A 17,991-nucleotide genomic window follows, 5' to 3' on the forward strand; every position below is an offset into this window, starting at 1 on the left:
GTTCACGGCCATGAACACCGGCGATGCATCCAAAGTGCGCAGCACCGACAGCGGCACTACCGAGAGCGGTTGCCCTTCTGAGAGCGGCAGCGCTGTCGAGAGTGGCAGCACTGTCGAGACCGAAGGGGCCGAACGCTCCAGCCCGGTGGCCGCAGTCGATTTGGATGCGCTGTTCGGGGCACCCGAGCGGCCCCGACTGCGGGTGTCGTTCGGCGGCACCGTAGTGATCGCGCTGGTGGTGGCCGCGGTCGTGGTGCTCATGGTTGCCCTGCAGCCGCGTGCCGCCGAGGGACTGCCAGCGCTTGAAACCATAGCCGCCCCGGCATCGGGCGGTGCCCCGAATAGCGATTTCGCCGGTGCGGAGGCGCCGCGGTTGCTTGTCCATGTGCTCGGCGAGGTGGAGCAGCCCGGTGTGTACGAACTCGCCGCCGAGTCTCGCGTGGTGGATGCGGTGTCGGTAGCCGGCGGGTTCACGGAACGGGCGGATACCGGCAGCATGAATCTTGCCCGCAAACTCACCGACGGCGAACAGGTGTACGTGACTGCGGTGGGCGAGACGCGCCCGCCTGCCGCGGATGCGCCGGTTGACGGCGGCCCCGGTGCCGGCAGCGGGGCGGGCGGTGGCTCCAGCGGCGGCCCGGTGAACCTCAACACTGCAACCGCGGCCGAACTCGAAACGCTCCCACGCATCGGGCCGGCAATGGCGCAACGCATCCTTGACTATCGCACCGCCAACGGTCCCTTCACTTCGGTTGATGAGCTCACCGATGTTCCCGGTATTGGTGAGGCGACACTCGATGGGCTGCGCGAACTGGTCACCGTATGAACGATCGCCTGGAACCGGCCGCATCGGCGCCCGGCGGCCCTGATCTGCGGCTGCTTCCCGCTGCCGTGACAGCCTGGATCGCCGCAGCGGTGGCGGTCACCGACCCGCAGCTGGCGACTGCGCTTGGCCTTGGCAGCGCACTGCTTGTCACGTTCGCGATCGCTATCGCGGCGAGACGGCCGCAGTGGCGGGCAGCGGGCGCGATGCTCGTGCTCGCACTCAGCGCCGCGGCACTCGTATCGACCTCCGCGGCCGTACGCGGGGCCGAGCGGCTCCCCGACGCGGTGCAGGAGTCGGCGGCAGTGGGAAAACCGGCGCAGATCGCGGCCACGGTCACCGCGCTGCCGCGAGCCAGCGGCGCATCGGTGCGGCTTCGAGCGCAATTGGTGGCACTCAATGACGAGGCGGTGGCTGCGCCGGTGCTGCTTTTCGTCCCCACCGGCGATGACGAACCACCTCCGATTGGTGCGCTCATTTCGCTTCGCGGGAATCTGCAGCTTGCCGACCCGGGCGACCGCGTTGTCGCACTGGTATTTGCGCGCGAACCGGCCGACATGGTTGCCCGGCCGCACCCGCTGCTGGAAGCTGGCGATCTGCTGCGCGGTCAATTTTTGGCGGCCGCACAGCCGCTACCGGGACCCGGCAATATGCTCGTGCCGGGGCTCGCGGTGGGGGATGAGCGGCTCGTGAATGACGCGCTCGATGACGATATGCGAGTGGCATCGCTCAGCCATCTCACCGCGGTAAGCGGCTCGAATATTGCACTCATTGTGGCCGGGATGCTCGCGCTCGGCCGGCTGGCAGCGTGGCCACGAGCGGTTCGACTTGGCGTGGCCGCGCTGGCGCTGGCCCTGTTCGTGCTGCTCGTCACCCCGCAGGGCTCGGTTATTCGCGCCGCCGCGATGGGACTCATCGTGCTCGCGGTTGACGCCGTATCTCGTCCGGTGAGCGGGGTGCCGGTGCTCGCGCTGGCGGTCATTGTGCTGCTGGCCGCCGACCCGTGGCTGGCACGAGACTACGGCTTTGCGCTGTCAAGCGCAGCCACTGCCGGTCTTCTGCTCGGCACTCGACCCGCACAGCGGCTGCTCGAACGATGGCTACCGCCGTCGATTGCGCTGTTGATAGCGGTGCCGCTTGTAGCGCAATTAGCCTGCCAGCCCATCCTGTTGCTGCTCGATCCGCAGGTGCAAACCTACGGGGTGCTGGCGAACTTGCTCGCAGCCCCTGCCGCGCCGCTTGCCACCGTTGCCGGTCTGCTGGGGTGCCTGATCGGGGCGCTTGTGCCGCCACTGGGGATGGTGCTGCTCTGGGTGGCGTGGCTGCCGGCGCAGTGGATCGGGCTCGTAGCGCAGGCGGTGGCCGGGTTTCCGCTGGCAACTGTGCCCTGGCTGCCGGGAGCGGCCGGCGCACTGCTTTTCGTGCTGCTGATAGCGGCGGTGGTGGTCGTGGTGCAAAAACCACCGGGAGGCAAACGCGCGCGGCTGTTGCGGCAGCTCGTCGCTTTCGGGTTGAGCGCGGCCGTCGTGATCGCCGCCGCCGGCGTGGCATTTGGTGTTGCGGTGTTGCGACGCGATCTGCCGCAAAATTGGCGGGTTGCGGTGTGCGATGTGGGGCAGGGGGATGCGCTGCTTTTGCAATCGGACGGCAGGCACATCCTGATTGACACCGGCGAAAGTATTGACCTGCTCGCATCCTGTTTGGAACGATTCGCGGTGACCGAAATCGACCTGCTCATCGTGAGCCATTTCGACCGTGATCATATCGGTGCGCTGCGCGAGCTCACGGTGCCCGTGCGTGAAGCCTGGGTGCCCGATACTGAGCAGGCACGCGTCGAGCCGGATACCCAGCTGCTGCACTCGCGAGGCGTGCTCGTGCGGTTCGCTGCAGCGGGGGATCAGCAGCGCCGCGGCGAATTCGACCTGCAGGTGCTATCGCCCAAGCGGCGCGGTGCGGCGCCGTCGCGCACAAAAGATAATGACGGCAGCCTCGTGGTGCTCGCGCGGCCCAACCAGTCGTGCCGGCAGGCATGCTACTCGCTGTTGCTGCTCGGGGATGCGGGGGAGACGAGACAGCGGGCGATCGCAAAACAGTGGCCATCGCTGCGGGCCGACCTGTTGAAGGTGTCGCATCACGGTTCAGCCGACCAGTCGGCCGAACTCACCTCGCAGGTGCGTGCCCGGTTGGCATTCATTTCGGTGGGTGCCGATAATTCGTACGGGCACCCCACGAGTGAGGCGTTCGCGGCGCTCGAGGCTGCGGGTACGCCGTGGCTGCGCACCGATCAGCGCGGCAGTTTCGCGGTGTATGAGCAGCATGGGCAGCTGCAGATTTGGGCCGAGCGCCGGGAAAGAACCGGTTGCTGCGGTTAGCCGCGAACCGCAGCCGCGAGTCGCGACAACGTAGAGTTGAAGCTGTCACATGTAGTGGGGGAGGTGCTGGTGGCAGCACGAGCAAAGCAGGGCGGTCGAGGCAGAGCAAAAACCGCTATTGCTCAGGGCAGCTGGCGTGCGCCTGAGATCGCGCCGGTGATGCTCGTTTCGGGCCCCGAAGATTTTTTTGCCAGCGAAGCGGTGACCTCGATTCGCGCCCAGCTGCGCGCCGCCGACCCCGCGCTTGAAACCTCAGAAATCGATGCCAGCTCGTATGCGCCGGGCGAACTGACCACCCTGGTGAGCCCGTCGCTATTTATGGAGCCGCGGCTGGTGGTGTGCGAGGGCGTGCACCAGTGCGCCGACGAGTTTTTGCAAGAGGCGCTTGACTACGTGGCAAATCCCGTGGAGAGCACCGTTGTGGTGCTGCGGCACGAGTCGGGGGTGCGCGGCAAAAAACTGCTCGATCTCGTGCGCGCCAACGCCGGGTTCGTCGAAATCAACTGTGTCACGCCAAAAGCACACGAGCTGCACGAGTTTGTAGTGACCGAGTTTCGAGCGCAGCAGCGACGCATCCAGCCACAGGCCGCCGCATCCCTCGTGGCCGCGTTTAACAACGACCTCGCCGAGCTCGCCGCCGCCTGCCGGCAATTAATGGCGCTGAGTGACGATCGCGAGATCAGCGCCGAGCTGGTTGAACGCTACTACGGCGGCCGGGTCGAAACCACCGGGTTCAAGATCGCTGATGCCACTATCGCCGGGCAGCTGGCGCAGGCGCTGAGCCTCGTGCGTGCCGGGTTCGACACCGGAGTCAACCCGGTGCCGATCGTGGCGGCGATTGCGATGAAGCTGCGGCTGATGGCAAAAGTTGCCGGGCTTGCCGGCACGGATGCACAGCTCGCCTCGCAGGTGGGTGCGGCGCCCTGGCAGGTCGGGCAGGCCCGCCGCAACCTCGCGGGGTTCACCGAGGTGCAGCTCGGGCACGCCATCATGCTCTGTGCCGAAACCGATCACATGGTGAAAGGGCTCTCGCGCGACCCCGAATTTGCGGTTGAACGACTCGTCCGCAAAGTGGCCGCGCGAGAGCTGTAGCCCTACGCCCCGCGTCGCTATCGCCGGCGCGGCTGCTGCTGCGTGATGCAGTGAATGCCGCCGCCGAAAGCGAAAATATCGCGGGCATCCACGAGCTCGATCACGTGATCGGGATAGCAGCGCTGCAAAATATCTGCCGCGACCGCATCGTTCTCGTCATCGAACGCGCACAGAATTACCGCACCATTGCACACATAGTGGTTGATGTACGACCAGTCGACCCAGCCGTGGTTATCGCGCAGCGTCTTGGGGGCCGGAACCGGAATCACCTCGAGCCGCTCACCGCGCGCATCCACCGCATCGCGCAGCGTCGCCAGCAGCTGCTCACTCACCAGATGATCGGGATGCGCGCGGTCGCGCTGGTCGTGTACGAGTACCCGGCCCTCACCCGCGAAGCTCGCAATAATATCCACGTGGCCGCGAGTGCCGAACTCGTCATAGTCGCGAGTCAGTCCGCGTTCAAACCAGATCGACTTAGTTGTGCCGATAGTGCGAGCGAACTCGCGCTCCACATCTGCCGCCGTAAGGTTCGGGTTACGACCGGGATCAAGCTGCACGGTCTTTGTAAGCAGCACCGTGCCCAGCCCATCAACGTGGATACCGCCGCCCTCGTTCACGAGCGGTGAATCAACCACCGGCACCCCGGCCTGTTCGGCAATAAAGCGCCCCAGTTTCGCGTCATGCTCGTACGCGGCCCAGCCCTGTGCGCCCCAGCCGTTAAACACCCAGTCGACCGCCACCAGTTCGTCGCCCGCAAAAGCGAAACTCGGGCCCGCGTCGCGTAGCCACGCGTCATCAAGCTGGTGCAGCACGATGTCGATGTCGCCACTGACCTGGGCGCGCGCCTCGTGTTCGTCACCGAGATCAACGATGAGCGTTACCGGTTCATATTTGGCGATGGTGCGAGCAACATTGAGCCATGCTGTGCGGGCGCGCTCAAGATCGTGGCCGCCGCGCTCACCGAAGGTGTCGTTCGGGGGAGGGAAAGCCATCCAGGTGCGTTCATGCGCGGTCCATTCCGCGGGCATGAGAGGGGATGCGGTCATCGACGACTCCTTTGTCGGCACGGAAGTTCCAGTGGCGGCATATAGCCGAATCTGACAGTAATCGTAGCCTGCTCGGGTTGGTTGCGTGCTCGTGCTGTGTGACACGGTGAGTTCAGCGGAAAATTTCGGGGTCAGGATGGCTGAGAGAGCATCGTAGGGCCAAAATCTTCCGCTGAACTCACGGGCACAAAAACGAAACAAAAACGGGGAGCATCGCGATGATGCCCCCCGTCAGCTGCAGCGTGCTTAGGCGCTGAGCGAGTTCACGCGCTTGGCGATAGCCGACTTCTTGTTGGCGGCCTGGTTCTTGTGGATGACGCCCTTCGAAACGGCCTTGTCGAGCTTCTTCGAAGCGTGGGCCAGAGCGGTCTGGGCGGCCTCGAAGTTACCGGCAGCAACGGCCTCGTTTACGCGACGGATTGCGGTGCGCAGCTCCGACTTGCGGGCCTTGTTGCGTTCGGTTGCCTTGCGGTTGGTCTTAATGCGCTTGATCTGCGACTTAATGTTTGCCACGTTGAGTCTTTCCTCGTACGAAATAGATGTTTTTCGGTTCGCACCTTGCGGTAGAGGGGCCGCGCGGCGCATCGCGTCGAGTGGGGTACGCGTAAGCCAAGCATTCATCTTACCAGGATGCGCGGCCGAAATAAGCCCCCGAATGGAAAGTCACCGCTAATGGGTGTGGGCCCGTCTCCAAGAAGGATAACGGGCCCACACCGCGCGGGGGATTAGCTGCGGTTAGGCATCGGCTGTGCCATCAGCCGCGGCGTCTTTTGCGCGGGCGCGTTCAGCCTTGGCTGCTTCGCGCTCGGCCTTGACTGCGGCAGCCTGTTCGGCCTTGACTTTGGCGACGAACTGGGCGTGGGCCTCGCCCGGCATCCAGCCCTTGTTCACCACCTTGACCTGCCAGAGGATGGCGAGGGCCAGGATGACCGCGCCGATAACCAGCGAGATGATCGCGGTGGCCACTGCCGAGCCGGTGAGCACACCGGCACCGATCAGCGAACCGAACCAGCCGAGGTCGGCGTCACCGAAGGTAGAGCCGGCAAGTGCCTGCTGGTTGAACATCGAAGCGACTCCGTTCATCACCGCGTAGAGCAGCGCCGGCAAAATCGTGATGATCACGCCGTTGACAAAACCACCCACGATCGCGCCGCGGCGGCCACCGGTTGCGTTGCCGTAAACACCGGCACCACCACCACAGAAGAAGTGCGGCACCATACCGGGCAGAATCAGTGCGAGACCGAATGCCGGGCCAAGCCAGGTGGCCAGCAGCACCAGCATCACCAGACCGCCGATGAACGACGAGATAAAACCGATGAGCACGGCGTTCTGGCCGTAGGGGAACACGATCGGGATGTCGAGGGCCGCCTTGGCGCCAGGAACCACCTTCTTGGCGATGCCCTGGAAGGCCGGGATGAGCTCACCCAAGAAGGTGCGCACACCGTAGAGGATCACCGAGACACCAACACCGAATAGCAGACCGTGCTTGATTGCGGCCATCACGAACGCGCCGCCGTCGGTCGCGTCAAGCATCGCGTACGAGTCGGGGCCGAGTGCGATCAGGCCCCAGACAGCAAACACCACGTAGATGAGCACCATCGAAAGGGCGGTGGCGACCATCGAGTCGCGCAGGAACGACAGCCCCTGCGGGAACGTAATGTCTTCAGTGGAGCGCGAGTTGCGACCGACCGCCTGGCCCGCGGCACCCGCGGCAATGTAGCCGAGTGTCGAAAAGTGACCGATTGCCACGGTGTCGTTGCCGGTGACTCGTTTGGTCCACGGATGCGCGAACGCAGGCATCGCGGTCATCATGATTGCCAGCAGCACGGCACCGATCAGCACGGCGATCCAACCGCCGTTCGCGCCGAACGACAGCGACAGGAGCACCGACAGCAGCATGGCCATGAACACCATGTGGTGACCGGTGAGGAACACATAGTTCAGCGGGGTGAAGCGGGCGATCAGCAGCATCAGCAAAAAGCCGAGCGCCAGGATGTAGGCGCTGTTGGCGCCGAAGTCTTTTGCGGCCATAGCCGTGACGACCTCGTTAGTGGGCACGACGCCTTCGGCTCCGGTGACGCCGAGCACAAGCTCGCCGAGCGGTTCAAGCGAGGCGACCACAACATCGGCACCGGCACCGAGAATCAAAAAGCCGAGCGTTGCTTTGAGCGCGCCGCCAATCACCTGGCCGGCGCCCTTGCGCAGGGCGATCAGACCGACCGCCACGATAATGCCGACGAGATAGGCCGGCACGTTGAGAATCTGCTGTCCTATGAAGTCGAGGACATCAACGAGCCAATTCATGGCTGCATTCCTTTCCGGTAGTCCGAGCGTTCGGCTCGGTACAGCTGAGCCGGTTTGCCGTCACCGGCGGAGTCGGTCGCGGGCTGCGCGACCGACTGGCAATTAGAGGTCGAGTGCCGCCGCGAGTTTTTCGCGCACTTCGTCTTGGTCGACGAAGTTGTTGACGACGGCGATGGGGGTGTCGATATCGCCGAGCTGCGGTGCGAGTTCGGCGCTGGTCATCACCAGATCGGCACTGGCAGCGGCGCCGCGTGCTGACGAAATATCCGAGGCTTCAACATCTGCGGTTTCGCCGAGTGCTTCGAGCGCCTGGTCGATGTTCATTTTGAGCAGCACCGAGGTGCCGATGCCCATGCCGCACACTGCGATGATTTTCATAGGGGGTCCTTTCTTGTGGCGCTGATTAGCCGAGCAGCGCTGAACGAATTTGTTCGGGGTCGTTGGATGCGCGCAGTCGTGCGAGCGTGTCGGGATTGGCGAGCACGCCCGCGAGCTTTGCCATCACCTGCAGGTGTTCGTCGTGGTCGAGGGCGGCAAGGCCCACCACCAGGTCGACCGGGTCGTTTGTTTCGCTGCCGAACTCAACCGGTTCGGCAAGGCTCACCCAGCTGAGCCCGGTGCGACGCACCTGCTCTGAGGGGCGCGCGTGTGCGAGCGCGAAGCCCGGCGCGATAACGATGTAGGGGCCGAGATCTTCGACGGCCTTAATCATGGCGTCGGTGTAGGCGTCGGTGGCGATGTCACCGGCGACAAGCGCATCACCTGCGGCCTGAATGGCAGCGCGCCAGTCGACTGCTGGCACGGCAAATCGGATTGCTGTGGATGGAAGTAGATCGGCAGACATCAAACCTCCTGGAACACTTGGTGAGAAGCGGTCAGCCACTACCAATTCTAGGCGCTCCGCCAAGCCTGGGGTAGTCAAACGCCTAGAAAATTACGACCGGCCCGCAATTTTTTGTAGAAAGGCTTGCATTTGCAAAGTTAATTCCGTTGGTTTTGCTGCTCAGGCCAAGCCGCAGTGTGCGACGCGATAGTGCGTGTGGAGGTTCCGATCAGAAGCATGGGAGAATGGCCGGTACCATGCCGAACACTCCTAAGATCTTGCAGCCGCTGGCTACGCCACCCGACCGCATCCGAAATTTTTGCATCATTGCCCACATCGATCACGGCAAGTCGACCCTTGCCGACCGCATGCTGCAGCTGACCGGATCGGTTGAAGACCGCGTGATGCGCGCCCAGTACCTCGACAAGATGGAACTCGAGCGCGAACGCGGCATCACGATTAAGTCGCAGGCCGTGCGTATGCCGTGGCACGTGTCGGGAGATGACTACATCCTCAACATGATCGACACCCCCGGTCACGTTGACTTCAGCTACGAGGTGTCGCGCTCGCTCGCAGCCTGCGAGGGCGCGGTGCTGCTGGTGGATGCTGCTCAGGGAATCGAGGCGCAGACACTCGCGAACCTCTATCTGGCGCTCGAAAATGATCTTGAAGTCATCCCGGTGCTCAACAAAATTGACCTGCCGGCAGCCGACCCCGAGCGCTATGCCGAAGAGATCGCCAATCTACTCGGCGGCGAACCCGACGATGTGCTGCGGGTGAGCGGCAAGACCGGGATGGGCGTGGATGTGCTGCTCGACCGTATCGTCGACCGCATCCCGGCACCCGACGGTGACCCCGAAGGCGACCCGCGCGCCCTGATTTTTGACTCGGTTTACGACTCGTACCGGGGCGTTGTGACCTATGTGCGGATGGTTGACGGGCAGCTCACCGACCGCGCGAAAATTCGGATGATGTCGACCGGCGGCACGCACGAGCTGCTCGACATTGGTGTGTCTTCTCCCGAGCCGACCCCGGCGAAGGGACTCGGTACCGGTGAGGTGGGCTTCCTCATCACCGGTGTGAAGGATGTGCGCCAGTCGAAGGTGGGTGACACGGTCACTTCGGCCGCACAGCCTGCTGACCAGGCACTGCCCGGATACGTCGAACCCAAACCGATGGTGTTCTCGGGGCTCTACCCGATTGACGCCGGCGACTATCCCGAACTGCGCGAGGCGCTCGACAAACTCAAACTTGAGGATGCGGCGCTGAATTACGAACCGGAAACTTCGGTTGCGCTCGGCTTCGGTTTTCGCGTGGGCTTTTTGGGTCTGCTGCATCTCGAAATCATTACCGAGCGGCTCTCGCGCGAGTTCGATCTCGACATCATCACCACTGCGCCCTCGGTGACCTACGACGTCATCACCGAAGACAAGCAAGAGCACCACGTCACCAACCCGTCGGAGTTCCCCGAGGGCAAGATTCTTGAGGTGCGGGAACCGGTGGTGCGTGCATCCATTTTGATGCCGAAGGACTACGTCGGTAAGGTCATGGAACTTTGCGAGTCGCGCCGTGGTTCGCTGGTTTCGATGGACTATCTCTCGGAAGAGCGGGTTGAGCTGCGCTACACGCTGCCGCTGGGCGAGATCGTGTTCGACTTTTTTGATCAGCTGAAATCGCGCACCCAGGGCTATGCCTCGTTTGACTACGAGCCGGTTGGCGATCAGGCTGCCGACCTGGTGAAGGTCGACATCCTGCTGCAGGGCGATCGGGTGGATGCATTCAGCGCGATCGTGCACCGCGACAAGGCCTATAGCTACGGCACCATGATGGCCGAGCGGCTGCGGAAGCTGATTCCTCGGCAGCAGTTCGAAGTGCCGATTCAGGCAGCGATTGGTGCGCGCATCATTGCCCGCGAAAATATTCGCGCGATCCGTAAGGATGTGCTCGCCAAGTGCTACGGCGGTGACATTTCGCGTAAGCGCAAGCTGCTTGAAAAGCAAAAAGAAGGTAAAAAGCGGATGAAGATGGTCGGCCGTGTTGAGGTGCCACAGGAAGCCTTCATCGCCGCGCTATCTGGCGACGTGGAGAGTAAGCAAAAGTAGCCTTCGCTTGCTGCCGCGGCGCCTGCTCGGTGGGGCCCCGCTGCCGTGTGGTGCCCCTTGCCGCGGCGCTCTTTGATTGCCGCGGCGCCCTCTCGGCAAATGACCCTCTTACTGCGGAAAGACCCTGCTATAGCAGGGACACTTTGCGATAACAGGGTCACTTGTTCTGTGGGTACGGTCGTGCGCTTTGCTAGCAGCGCTCCCTTGCTGCCGTGCGGTGCCCCTTGCCGCGGCGCTCTTTGATTGCCGCAGCGCTCTTCCGGCAAATGACCCTCTTACTGCGGAAAGACCCTGCTATAGCAGGGACACTTTGCGATAACAGGGTCACTTGTGCTGAGGGTACGGGCGTGCGCCTTTGGTCGCAGCGCTCTTTCGTTGCCGCAGCGCTCTCTTGCTGCCGTGCGGTGCCCCTTGCCGCAGCGCTCTCTTGTCGCTGCAGCGCTCTTCCGGCAAGTGACCCTGTTACTGCGGGAAGACCCTGCTACAGCAGGGACATTTGCCGATAGCAGGGTCACTTGCCTTGGAGTACGGGTGAAGGGGATGGGCGCTGGGCGGTTTCGGGGGAATGCGGCGCCGAACTGCTTGCGGTCAATGCAGCAGAACGAGAGGGGCACACCGCCGAAGCGGTGCGCCCCTCGCTGCGTTAGATCGCTAGTTGTACTTGTAGAACCCCTCACCGGTTTCCCGGCCGAGTTTGCCCTTGTCGATGTACTCCTCTTTGAGGAGCTTGGCGAATGCCTGCGCTGCCGGGGCGGGGTTGGCCGATGTGATGTTGTAGGCGGTGTTGAGCCCGACCACGTCGAAGATCTGGAACGGGCCGAGCGGGGCACCGGTTGCGATGCGCCAGGTCTTGTCGATGGTCTCGGCATCGGCGACGCCGCCGACGAGCAGGCCCGCACCAGCGTTCAGGAACGGCACCAGCAGCGAGTTCAGCACGTATCCGGGCTGCTCTTTCAGCACCTTGATGGGCACCATCTTGATCTCTTCCGCGAACTCCACGACGGTGTCATAGACAGCCGGGTCGGTCTTATCGGTGCCCATCACCTCGGCGGTGTTCAGGCGCCAAATGTGGTTGGCGAAGTGCAGGGCCAAGAACTTGTCGGGGCGGCCGGTTGCTTCCATGAACGAGCTCGGCAGCAGCGTCGACGAGTTGGTTGCGAAAATCGTGTGCTCCGGCGCGACCTGCGCGAGCTTCTCGTAGGTGCTGGTCTTGATTTCCGGAACCTCAGGAACCGCTTCGATTACGAGGTCGGCATCCGCCGCGGCCTCAGCGAGATCGGTGGTGAGCTTGATCTTGTCGATGGTGGCATCAGCCTGGCCTTCGGCGGCGCCGGGATAGTTGTCGGCGCGGTAGGCTGCCGCCCATCCGGCAAATCGCTGGCGAGCTGTTGCGAGTGCCTCGTCGCTGATGTCGTAGGCGGTCACCTCGAATCCGCAGTAGGCGGTTTGGAATGCGATCTGCGATCCGAGCACACCGGTGCCGAGTACGGTGACTTTGCGGATGTTCGTCATAGTGACACTCACTTTCAACTATTGGTGATGTGCGGTGGCAATCTCCTGCCAATTTCGACGGTACTCCCGGCCTCTGGACGGTGCTTGAAAGGTCGGTTAACCGGAGACGAATTACGGCGGCACCCGCGCGTTGCCTGCGCTTGCTAGCGTGACAGCATGCGCTTCGGAATCGACTTCGGCACCACTCGAACCCTGATTGCCGCGGTTGACCGTGGCAACTATCCGATCGTGGGGATCGACGACCACGACGGTGACCTGCACGAACATATCCCGAGCGTTGTGGCGCTCGACGGCAACCGAATCGTCTGCGGCTGGGAGGCGCTCAAACACGCGCAGGGGCGGCCGCTGCTGGCGCGCTCATTCAAACGTCTGCTGGCACAGCCGCGAGTCACTTCCGAAACCCCCGTCACGATCGGCGGCACGCAGCGGCCGCTTGGCGAGGTGCTGCTGGCCTTTGCGCGCTACGTCACCGACCGCATCCGCAACAGTTCGGTAATGGCCGGGCGCGACGACGAACCGATAGAAGCAATCGTGGGGGTGCCCGCCAATGCGCATAGCGCGCAACGGCTGCTCACACTGGATGCATTCGGTCACGCCGGCGTGAACGTGCTGGCGCTGATTAATGAGCCGAGCGCCGCGGCGTTTGAATACACGCACCGGCACCCGCGCGCATTGAATTCGAAGCGCAAGAGCCTCGTGGTGTACGACCTCGGCGGCGGCACCTTTGACGCCTCGCTGGTGCGCATCAACGGCACCGATCACGAGATCGTGCGCTCGCTCGGTGTGGGGCAGCTCGGCGGCGATGACTTTGACGAGGTGTTGGTTGATCTCGCGCTCGAACATGCGGGACGGGCCGGGGATGTGTTCGGTGACCGGGCGCGTGGACGGCTGCTTGACGAAGCCCGCACCGCAAAAGAGCGGCTCGCGCCCCAATCGCGTCGACTGGTGCTCGAACTCGACGATGACGATGTGGCGGTGCCGGTGGATGAGTTTTATGAAGCGACGAAACCCCTCGTGCAGCGGACGATCACCGCGATGCGGCCACTGATCGGCGAGGACGAGCGGGCAACGCTGCACGACACCGAAATCGCCGGAATCTATCTCGTGGGTGGTGCCAGTGGGCTGCCGCTCGTACCGCGAGTGCTGCGGGAGGAGTTCGGCCGCCGGGTGCACCGCTCACCGTACCCGTCTGCATCCACCGCGATTGGTTTGGCGATCGCCGCCGATCCCGATTCGGGATATCGGCTGCGCGATCGGCCCTCGTGCGGCATCGGGGTGTTCCGTGAGCGTGACTCGGGTCGCGAGGTGGCGTTCGACCCGCTGGTGTTGCCGGGGGCTGAACCGGGCCCGGACGGTGAGTTTGTGGCGGTGCGTCGTTATCGTGCCGCGCACAATATTGGCTGGTTCCGTTACGTCGAATATGCGGCATTGGATGCTGCCGGCGAGTCGACGGGCGATCTCGCCCCGGTGGCGTCCATTGCGGTGCCATTTGATCCCGAGTTGCGTGACGGGCGTGATCTGAGTGGTGTTGAGATTGAACGTCGCGATAACGGCCCCGAGGTGATCGAAACCGTGCGGGTGGACGCGAACGGGATCACGAGCATCCGAATCGAGCTGCCCGATCAGGGCTATGTGGTCGAGCGCAGTGTGGGGCTGGATAATTCCCTCTGCACGCGCTAGCTGCGACGGATCCCGACAATGTCGTGCGGCGGACGGCCGGCGTCATGGCCGCGCTGCTCAAAGTGGGTGAGCATCCGGCCCTCGAAGCGCGGCGCGAAGCCACCGCGCTCGGGTTCGCGGTCTTCGGGGTCTGGGCGCTCGCCGACGTGCGGATTGGTGAAGTGTTCGCTGCCTTCGACCACATCCCGCATCTGCCAGGCGTAGTCGCGCCAATCGGTCGCGAGCCGCCACACGCCACCGGGCTGCAGCACGCCGGCGACCGTATTTGCAAACAGATCGCTCACCAGGCGTCGGCGGTGGTGCCGGGCCTTGCGCCAGGGGTCGGGGAAAAACGTCCACACCTCGAGCGCGCGGGGATTCGCTGACCCCGGCCGGCTCGCGTCAACGCGGCCGGTGGTTTTGCCGGTGCCGAGGGCCGTCACCCCGAAACCCCCGGCGACAAACGCCGGATCGTCAACAATTTCCAGCCCGAACACCACCGGTAGCGCCTGGGCTGCATCCGCCTCAAGCACGCGCACATTCGTGACACCCGCGCGGGCTGCGTTCGCAACGCAGCGCGCCACGCCGGGGCCCCAGCCTTCGACGGCGAGAAAGTTGCGTTCGGGATGCTGCTGTGCTGCGTACACGAGCTGTTCGCCGTTTCCCGGGCCGATCTCGACAATCAGCCCGGCATCGCGGCCGAACGCTTCGCGCAGGTCGATGAACGCATCCTCGGCGATGGATGCGGTCGCGCCGCCCTTGGGTGCCGGGATGATGTAGGTGTCGCCGTGTTCGGCGAGCACATCCTCGAAGTCTTTGGCCATGCGCACCTGTCCGCGCATCGTGAACGAGCGCACTCGCTGGCGGCGTTTGCTGTCGGCGACGGTTTTTGGCTGATTTTGGGATGCGTCCTCGTGCATCCCCCTATTGTCGCCGAAGTTCCCCGCACCCGCCGCACCCGTCGCACCCGTCGCACCCGCCGCACCCGCCGCACCCGCCGCACCCGCCGCACCCGCCGCATCCGCCGCACCCGTCGCATCTGTCGCATCTGTCGCGCCCGTCGCGCCCGTCGCGCCCGTCGCATCTGTCGCATCCGTCGCATCCGTCGCATCCGCGGCACCCGCCGCATCCGTCGCAAAGCCTGCCCAACATCCCCTGCATTCCCTGCACAGTCTGCCCATGCATCCGGGCCCCCAAGCCCTACAGAATTTTGTTTCCTGACATCATCCCCGTGCTGATTTTTGTTTCCTGGTCTCATCCGAGAACTGAACTTTGTTTCCTGGCTGCAAAAGTTGCCGCGGAGACACACAAATCCCGCCAGATACCGCGTTTTGCAGCCAAAAAACAAAAATCAGGAAACAAAACTCTGATCGCAGGAAACAAAAATCCGCAGCAGCAGCCGGCAGCAGGCAGGCAGCAGCAGTGCAGGCAGGGGCCGGTAGGGCGGCGGGCGCGCTAACCTGGAGGGGTGACTGCTCAAAATCCTTTCGGCCAGGTTCTCGTTGCGCTCATCACCCCCATGGATCATGAGGGTGAGGTCGCTTGGGCTGACGTCGAACGCCACGTCGAGGCAGTGGTCGCCGGCGGCGCCGACGGTATCGTCGTGTCGGGCACCACTGGCGAAACTTCAACCCTCACCGACGCCGAAAAGCTCAAGCTCGTGCGGGTCGCCAAGCAGGTTGCCGGCGACCGTGCCAAGGTCATCCAGGGCGGCCCCTCCAACGAAACCGCCCACGCCATCCAGCTCGCCAAACAATCAGAGGCAGCCGGTGCTGACGCCATCATGGCGGTCACGCCCTACTACAACAAACCTACCCAGGCGGGCGTCCTCACGCACTTCCGCATGATCGCGGATGCGACCGACCTGCCGATGATCCTCTATGACATTCCAGGCCGCGCCGGCATCCCCATCGCTTACGAGACGATCACCCGGCTGGCTAAGCACCCGAACATCCTCGCGGTAAAAGATGCCAAGGGCGACCTCGCGCAGGCATCGCGAGTGATGAACGAAACCAACCTGCTCTATTTCTCTGGCGACGACCCGATGGTGTTGCCATCGCTGTCTATCGGCATGTCGGGGCTCATCGGCGTCACCGCAAATATTGCCCCGCAGCCATACCGGGTTATGGTGGATGCGGTCAATCGCGGTGATCTGGCCGCGGCCACCGAGCAGCACCGGCTGCTTGAACCGCTGGCGCGAGCCACGATGACCCACGTTCCCGGTACCGTTTCGACCAAATACCTGCTGCACGGCCTCGGCCGAATCTCGACCCCGCGCGTGCGGCTCCCGCTCGTTGGACCCGAAGAGTGGGAGGCAACCCTCATCGAAGATGATGTTGCCAAGGTGCAGGGCCTCGACGGTATCGACTTTTCAAACTTCCGGCCCGATCGCAACGCTGCCGCTGGTGGCGCGCTGCCAAAAATCGCGGGCACCACGCGCTAGTCGCGCTCCATCAGCAGTGCCGTCTGACCAGCCCGGCGCACTTCGCTCAACGACAGGTACTTCATGACACAAAACACAAAATCTGCCCGCGGCGCCGCCGCTAACGAGGCACGTCCGGTCACACTCCCCAAACTCAAGCGGGATGTGCTCCGCATCATTCCGCACGGTGGGCTCGGCGAAGTCGGCCGCAATATGACCTCGTTCGAGATCAACGGCAAGCTGCTGATCATCGACTGCGGTGTGCTCTTCCCCGAGTCGACCCAGCCGGGTGTTGACCTCATCCTGCCCGATATCGAATCGGTGTACGACCGGCTCGATGATGTGGTGGGCATCTTCCTCACCCATGGCCACGAAGACCACATCGGTGGTGTGCCCTATCTGCTCAAGCGCAAGCCCGATATTCCGCTGATCGGTTCGCCGCTGACGCTGGCGCTGGTCGAAGCAAAACTGCGCGAGCACCGCATCCGCCCCTACACGCTCACCGTGCACGAGGGCGACGTTGAGGAATTCGGGCCGTTCCGCTGCGAGTTCATCGCCATCAACCACTCGATTCCCGACTCGCTCGGCGTGCAAGTCACCACCGCAGCGGGTAATTTCATCCACACCGCCGACCTCAAAATGGACCCAACCCCGCTGGATGGGCGACTCACCGACCTGCGTGCCATGGGCCGGATGGGGGAGGCGGGCGTTGACCTGTTCCTGTGCGACTCGACCAACGCCGAAGTGCCCGGCCATTCGGGATCGGAGAGCTCGGTCGCGCCGGCCATCCACGAAGCGGTTCGCACCGCCAAGGGCAAAGTGCTCGTCGCCAGCTTCGCCAGCCACGTGCATCGCGTGCAGCATGTCATCAACGCCGCCGCCGAAAACCGCCGCAAGGTGGCGCTTGTGGGCCGGTCGATGCGTCGCAATATGGGAATTGCCGCCGACCTCGGCTACCTCAACGTGCCGGAGGGCCTGCTGGTTGACGAAAAAACCGCACTGAGCCTGCCCGACCACCAGGTCGTATTTGTGTGCACCGGTTCGCAGGGCGAAACCCTCGCGGTGCTCAACCGCATCGCGCAGGGCAACCACAATATTTCGGTGCGTGAGGGCGACCGGGTCGTGCTCGCATCCAGCCTCGTGCCCGGCAACGAGGTGCCGGTGTCGAACATGATCAACAACCTCATGAAAGCCGGTGCCGAGGTGCTGCACAAGGGCAACGCCCACGTGCACGTTTCGGGGCACGGTTTCGCCGGTGAACTGCTGCAGGCGTACAACGTGGTCAAACCCAAGTACGCCATGCCGGTGCACGGTGAATACCGTCACCTGGTGGCAAACGCCAAGATCGCCCAGCTCTCGGGCACCCCGGCCGAAAACTGCGTCATCACCGAAAACGGCGGGGTCATCGACCTCGAAAACGGTGTGCCGCGCAAGGTTGGACAGGTGCCGGTGGGCTTCGTGTACGTCGACGGCAAGACCGTTGGCGAAGTCACCGAAGACGACCTCAAAGACCGGCTCGTGCTCGCGACCGAGGGCTTTATTTCGATCTATGTGACGGTCGACCCTAACGAGGGCGAAATCGTTGCCGGCCCCGAAATTCACGCGCGTGCCTTCGCTCCCGACGACTCGGTGTTCGAAACGATCCTGCCGCAGACCCGCAAGGCGATTGAGGATGCGCTCGCGGACGGTGTGCGTGATCAGTACCGGCTCTCGCAGTCGATTCGGCGCGTGGTGGGGCGCTGGGCGGGCACCAAACAGCGTCGCCGGCCGATGATTGTGCCGATCGTGATGTTTTCGGATGAGGTTGCATCCGAATAATGAACGCATCCAAATAAT

At 63.6% G+C, this 17,991-nt stretch carries 16 protein-coding genes; 9 read left to right on the forward strand and 7 right to left on the reverse strand.

The window, feature by feature from the left end; all coding sequences use genetic code 11:
* Positions 1 to 10: 10 nt before the first annotated feature.
* The 3 genes from PV375_RS02300 (at position 11) to holA (ending at position 4,287) form a co-directional block, all read left to right on the forward strand.
* On the forward strand, positions 11 to 826 hold the full coding sequence (locus PV375_RS02300) for a ComEA family DNA-binding protein (protein WP_332105977.1): 816 nt from the start codon (positions 11 to 13) through the stop codon (positions 824 to 826).
* Entirely contained in the window at positions 823 to 3,195 is a 2,373-nt protein-coding gene (locus PV375_RS02305; protein ID WP_332105978.1) for a DNA internalization-related competence protein ComEC/Rec2, read from the forward strand. The genes PV375_RS02300 and PV375_RS02305 overlap by 4 nt, the downstream gene beginning before the upstream one ends.
* 69 nt (positions 3,196 to 3,264) lie before the next feature.
* Positions 3,265 to 4,287: a DNA polymerase III subunit delta gene (gene holA / locus PV375_RS02310; RefSeq protein WP_332105979.1), complete on the forward strand. Its 1,023-nt coding sequence runs from the start codon at positions 3,265 to 3,267 to the stop codon at positions 4,285 to 4,287.
* A gap of 17 nt (positions 4,288 to 4,304) precedes the next feature.
* On the opposite strand, the gene PV375_RS02315 is transcribed toward holA, so the two are convergent.
* The 5 genes from PV375_RS02315 to PV375_RS02335 form a co-directional block, all read right to left on the reverse strand.
* Positions 4,305 to 5,333 carry an agmatine deiminase family protein gene (locus PV375_RS02315; protein ID WP_332105980.1) on the reverse strand — a complete coding sequence of 343 codons (1,029 nt, stop codon included), beginning with the start codon at positions 5,331 to 5,333 and terminating at the stop codon, positions 4,305 to 4,307.
* A gap of 246 nt (positions 5,334 to 5,579) precedes the next feature.
* The gene (gene rpsT / locus PV375_RS02320) at positions 5,580 to 5,846 is read right to left on the reverse strand and encodes a 30S ribosomal protein S20 (RefSeq protein WP_332105981.1); all 267 of its coding nucleotides are present in this window, start codon (positions 5,844 to 5,846) and stop codon (positions 5,580 to 5,582) included.
* A 222-nt stretch (positions 5,847 to 6,068) separates the two neighbouring features.
* On the reverse strand, positions 6,069 to 7,637 hold the full coding sequence (locus PV375_RS02325) for a PTS ascorbate transporter subunit IIC (RefSeq protein WP_332105982.1): 1,569 nt from the start codon (positions 7,635 to 7,637) through the stop codon (positions 6,069 to 6,071).
* 102 nt (positions 7,638 to 7,739) lie between these two features.
* Positions 7,740 to 8,015, reverse strand: coding sequence for a PTS sugar transporter subunit IIB (locus PV375_RS02330; RefSeq protein WP_201517707.1), 276 nt, complete (start codon positions 8,013 to 8,015; stop codon positions 7,740 to 7,742).
* A 25-nt stretch (positions 8,016 to 8,040) separates the two neighbouring features.
* Positions 8,041 to 8,481 (reverse strand): PTS sugar transporter subunit IIA, encoded by a 441-nt coding sequence (locus PV375_RS02335; RefSeq protein ID WP_311478194.1) that lies wholly within the window; start codon positions 8,479 to 8,481, stop codon positions 8,041 to 8,043.
* 236 nt (positions 8,482 to 8,717) lie between these two features.
* On the opposite strand from PV375_RS02335, the gene lepA reads away from it, so the two are divergent.
* Positions 8,718 to 10,562: a translation elongation factor 4 gene (gene lepA / locus PV375_RS02340; RefSeq protein WP_332105983.1), complete on the forward strand. Its 1,845-nt coding sequence runs from the start codon at positions 8,718 to 8,720 to the stop codon at positions 10,560 to 10,562.
* Positions 10,563 to 11,077: 515 nt separating this feature from the next.
* Complete coding sequence (locus PV375_RS02345) at positions 11,078 to 11,209, forward strand: hypothetical protein (protein ID WP_332105984.1); 132 nt, start codon at positions 11,078 to 11,080, stop codon at positions 11,207 to 11,209.
* 4 nt (positions 11,210 to 11,213) lie between these two features.
* Here the strand turns inward: PV375_RS02345 and PV375_RS02350 are convergent, their stop codons facing one another.
* Complete coding sequence (locus PV375_RS02350; RefSeq protein WP_332105985.1) at positions 11,214 to 12,074, reverse strand: 3-hydroxyacyl-CoA dehydrogenase; 861 nt, start codon at positions 12,072 to 12,074, stop codon at positions 11,214 to 11,216.
* 156 nt (positions 12,075 to 12,230) lie between these two features.
* On the opposite strand from PV375_RS02350, the gene PV375_RS02355 reads away from it, so the two are divergent.
* A complete protein-coding gene (locus tag PV375_RS02355) occupies positions 12,231 to 13,754 on the forward strand; it encodes an Hsp70 family protein (protein WP_332105986.1) in 1,524 nt (507 codons plus the stop codon).
* On the opposite strand, the gene trmB is transcribed toward PV375_RS02355, so the two are convergent.
* Entirely contained in the window at positions 13,751 to 14,914 is a 1,164-nt protein-coding gene (gene trmB / locus PV375_RS02360) for a tRNA (guanine(46)-N(7))-methyltransferase TrmB (protein ID WP_332105987.1), read from the reverse strand. The two genes, PV375_RS02355 and trmB, sit on opposite strands and share 4 nt — an antisense overlap.
* Before the next feature lie 50 nt (positions 14,915 to 14,964).
* On the opposite strand from trmB, the gene PV375_RS02365 reads away from it, so the two are divergent.
* The 3 genes from PV375_RS02365 to PV375_RS02375 all read left to right on the forward strand — a co-directional run bounded on the left by PV375_RS02365 (position 14,965) and on the right by PV375_RS02375 (position 17,973).
* Positions 14,965 to 15,192, forward strand: coding sequence for a hypothetical protein (locus tag PV375_RS02365; RefSeq protein ID WP_332105988.1), 228 nt, complete (start codon positions 14,965 to 14,967; stop codon positions 15,190 to 15,192).
* A 9-nt stretch (positions 15,193 to 15,201) separates the two neighbouring features.
* On the forward strand, positions 15,202 to 16,176 hold the full coding sequence (gene dapA / locus PV375_RS02370) for a 4-hydroxy-tetrahydrodipicolinate synthase (protein WP_201521340.1): 975 nt from the start codon (positions 15,202 to 15,204) through the stop codon (positions 16,174 to 16,176).
* 63 nt (positions 16,177 to 16,239) lie between these two features.
* The gene (locus PV375_RS02375; protein WP_332105989.1) at positions 16,240 to 17,973 is read left to right on the forward strand and encodes a ribonuclease J; all 1,734 of its coding nucleotides are present in this window, start codon (positions 16,240 to 16,242) and stop codon (positions 17,971 to 17,973) included.
* The last annotated feature ends 18 nt before the right edge of the window (positions 17,974 to 17,991 follow it).

The organism is Gulosibacter sp. GYB002, from assembly GCF_036577665.1.
In the GTDB taxonomy this organism is placed as follows: domain Bacteria; phylum Actinomycetota; class Actinomycetes; order Actinomycetales; family Microbacteriaceae; genus Gulosibacter; species Gulosibacter hominis.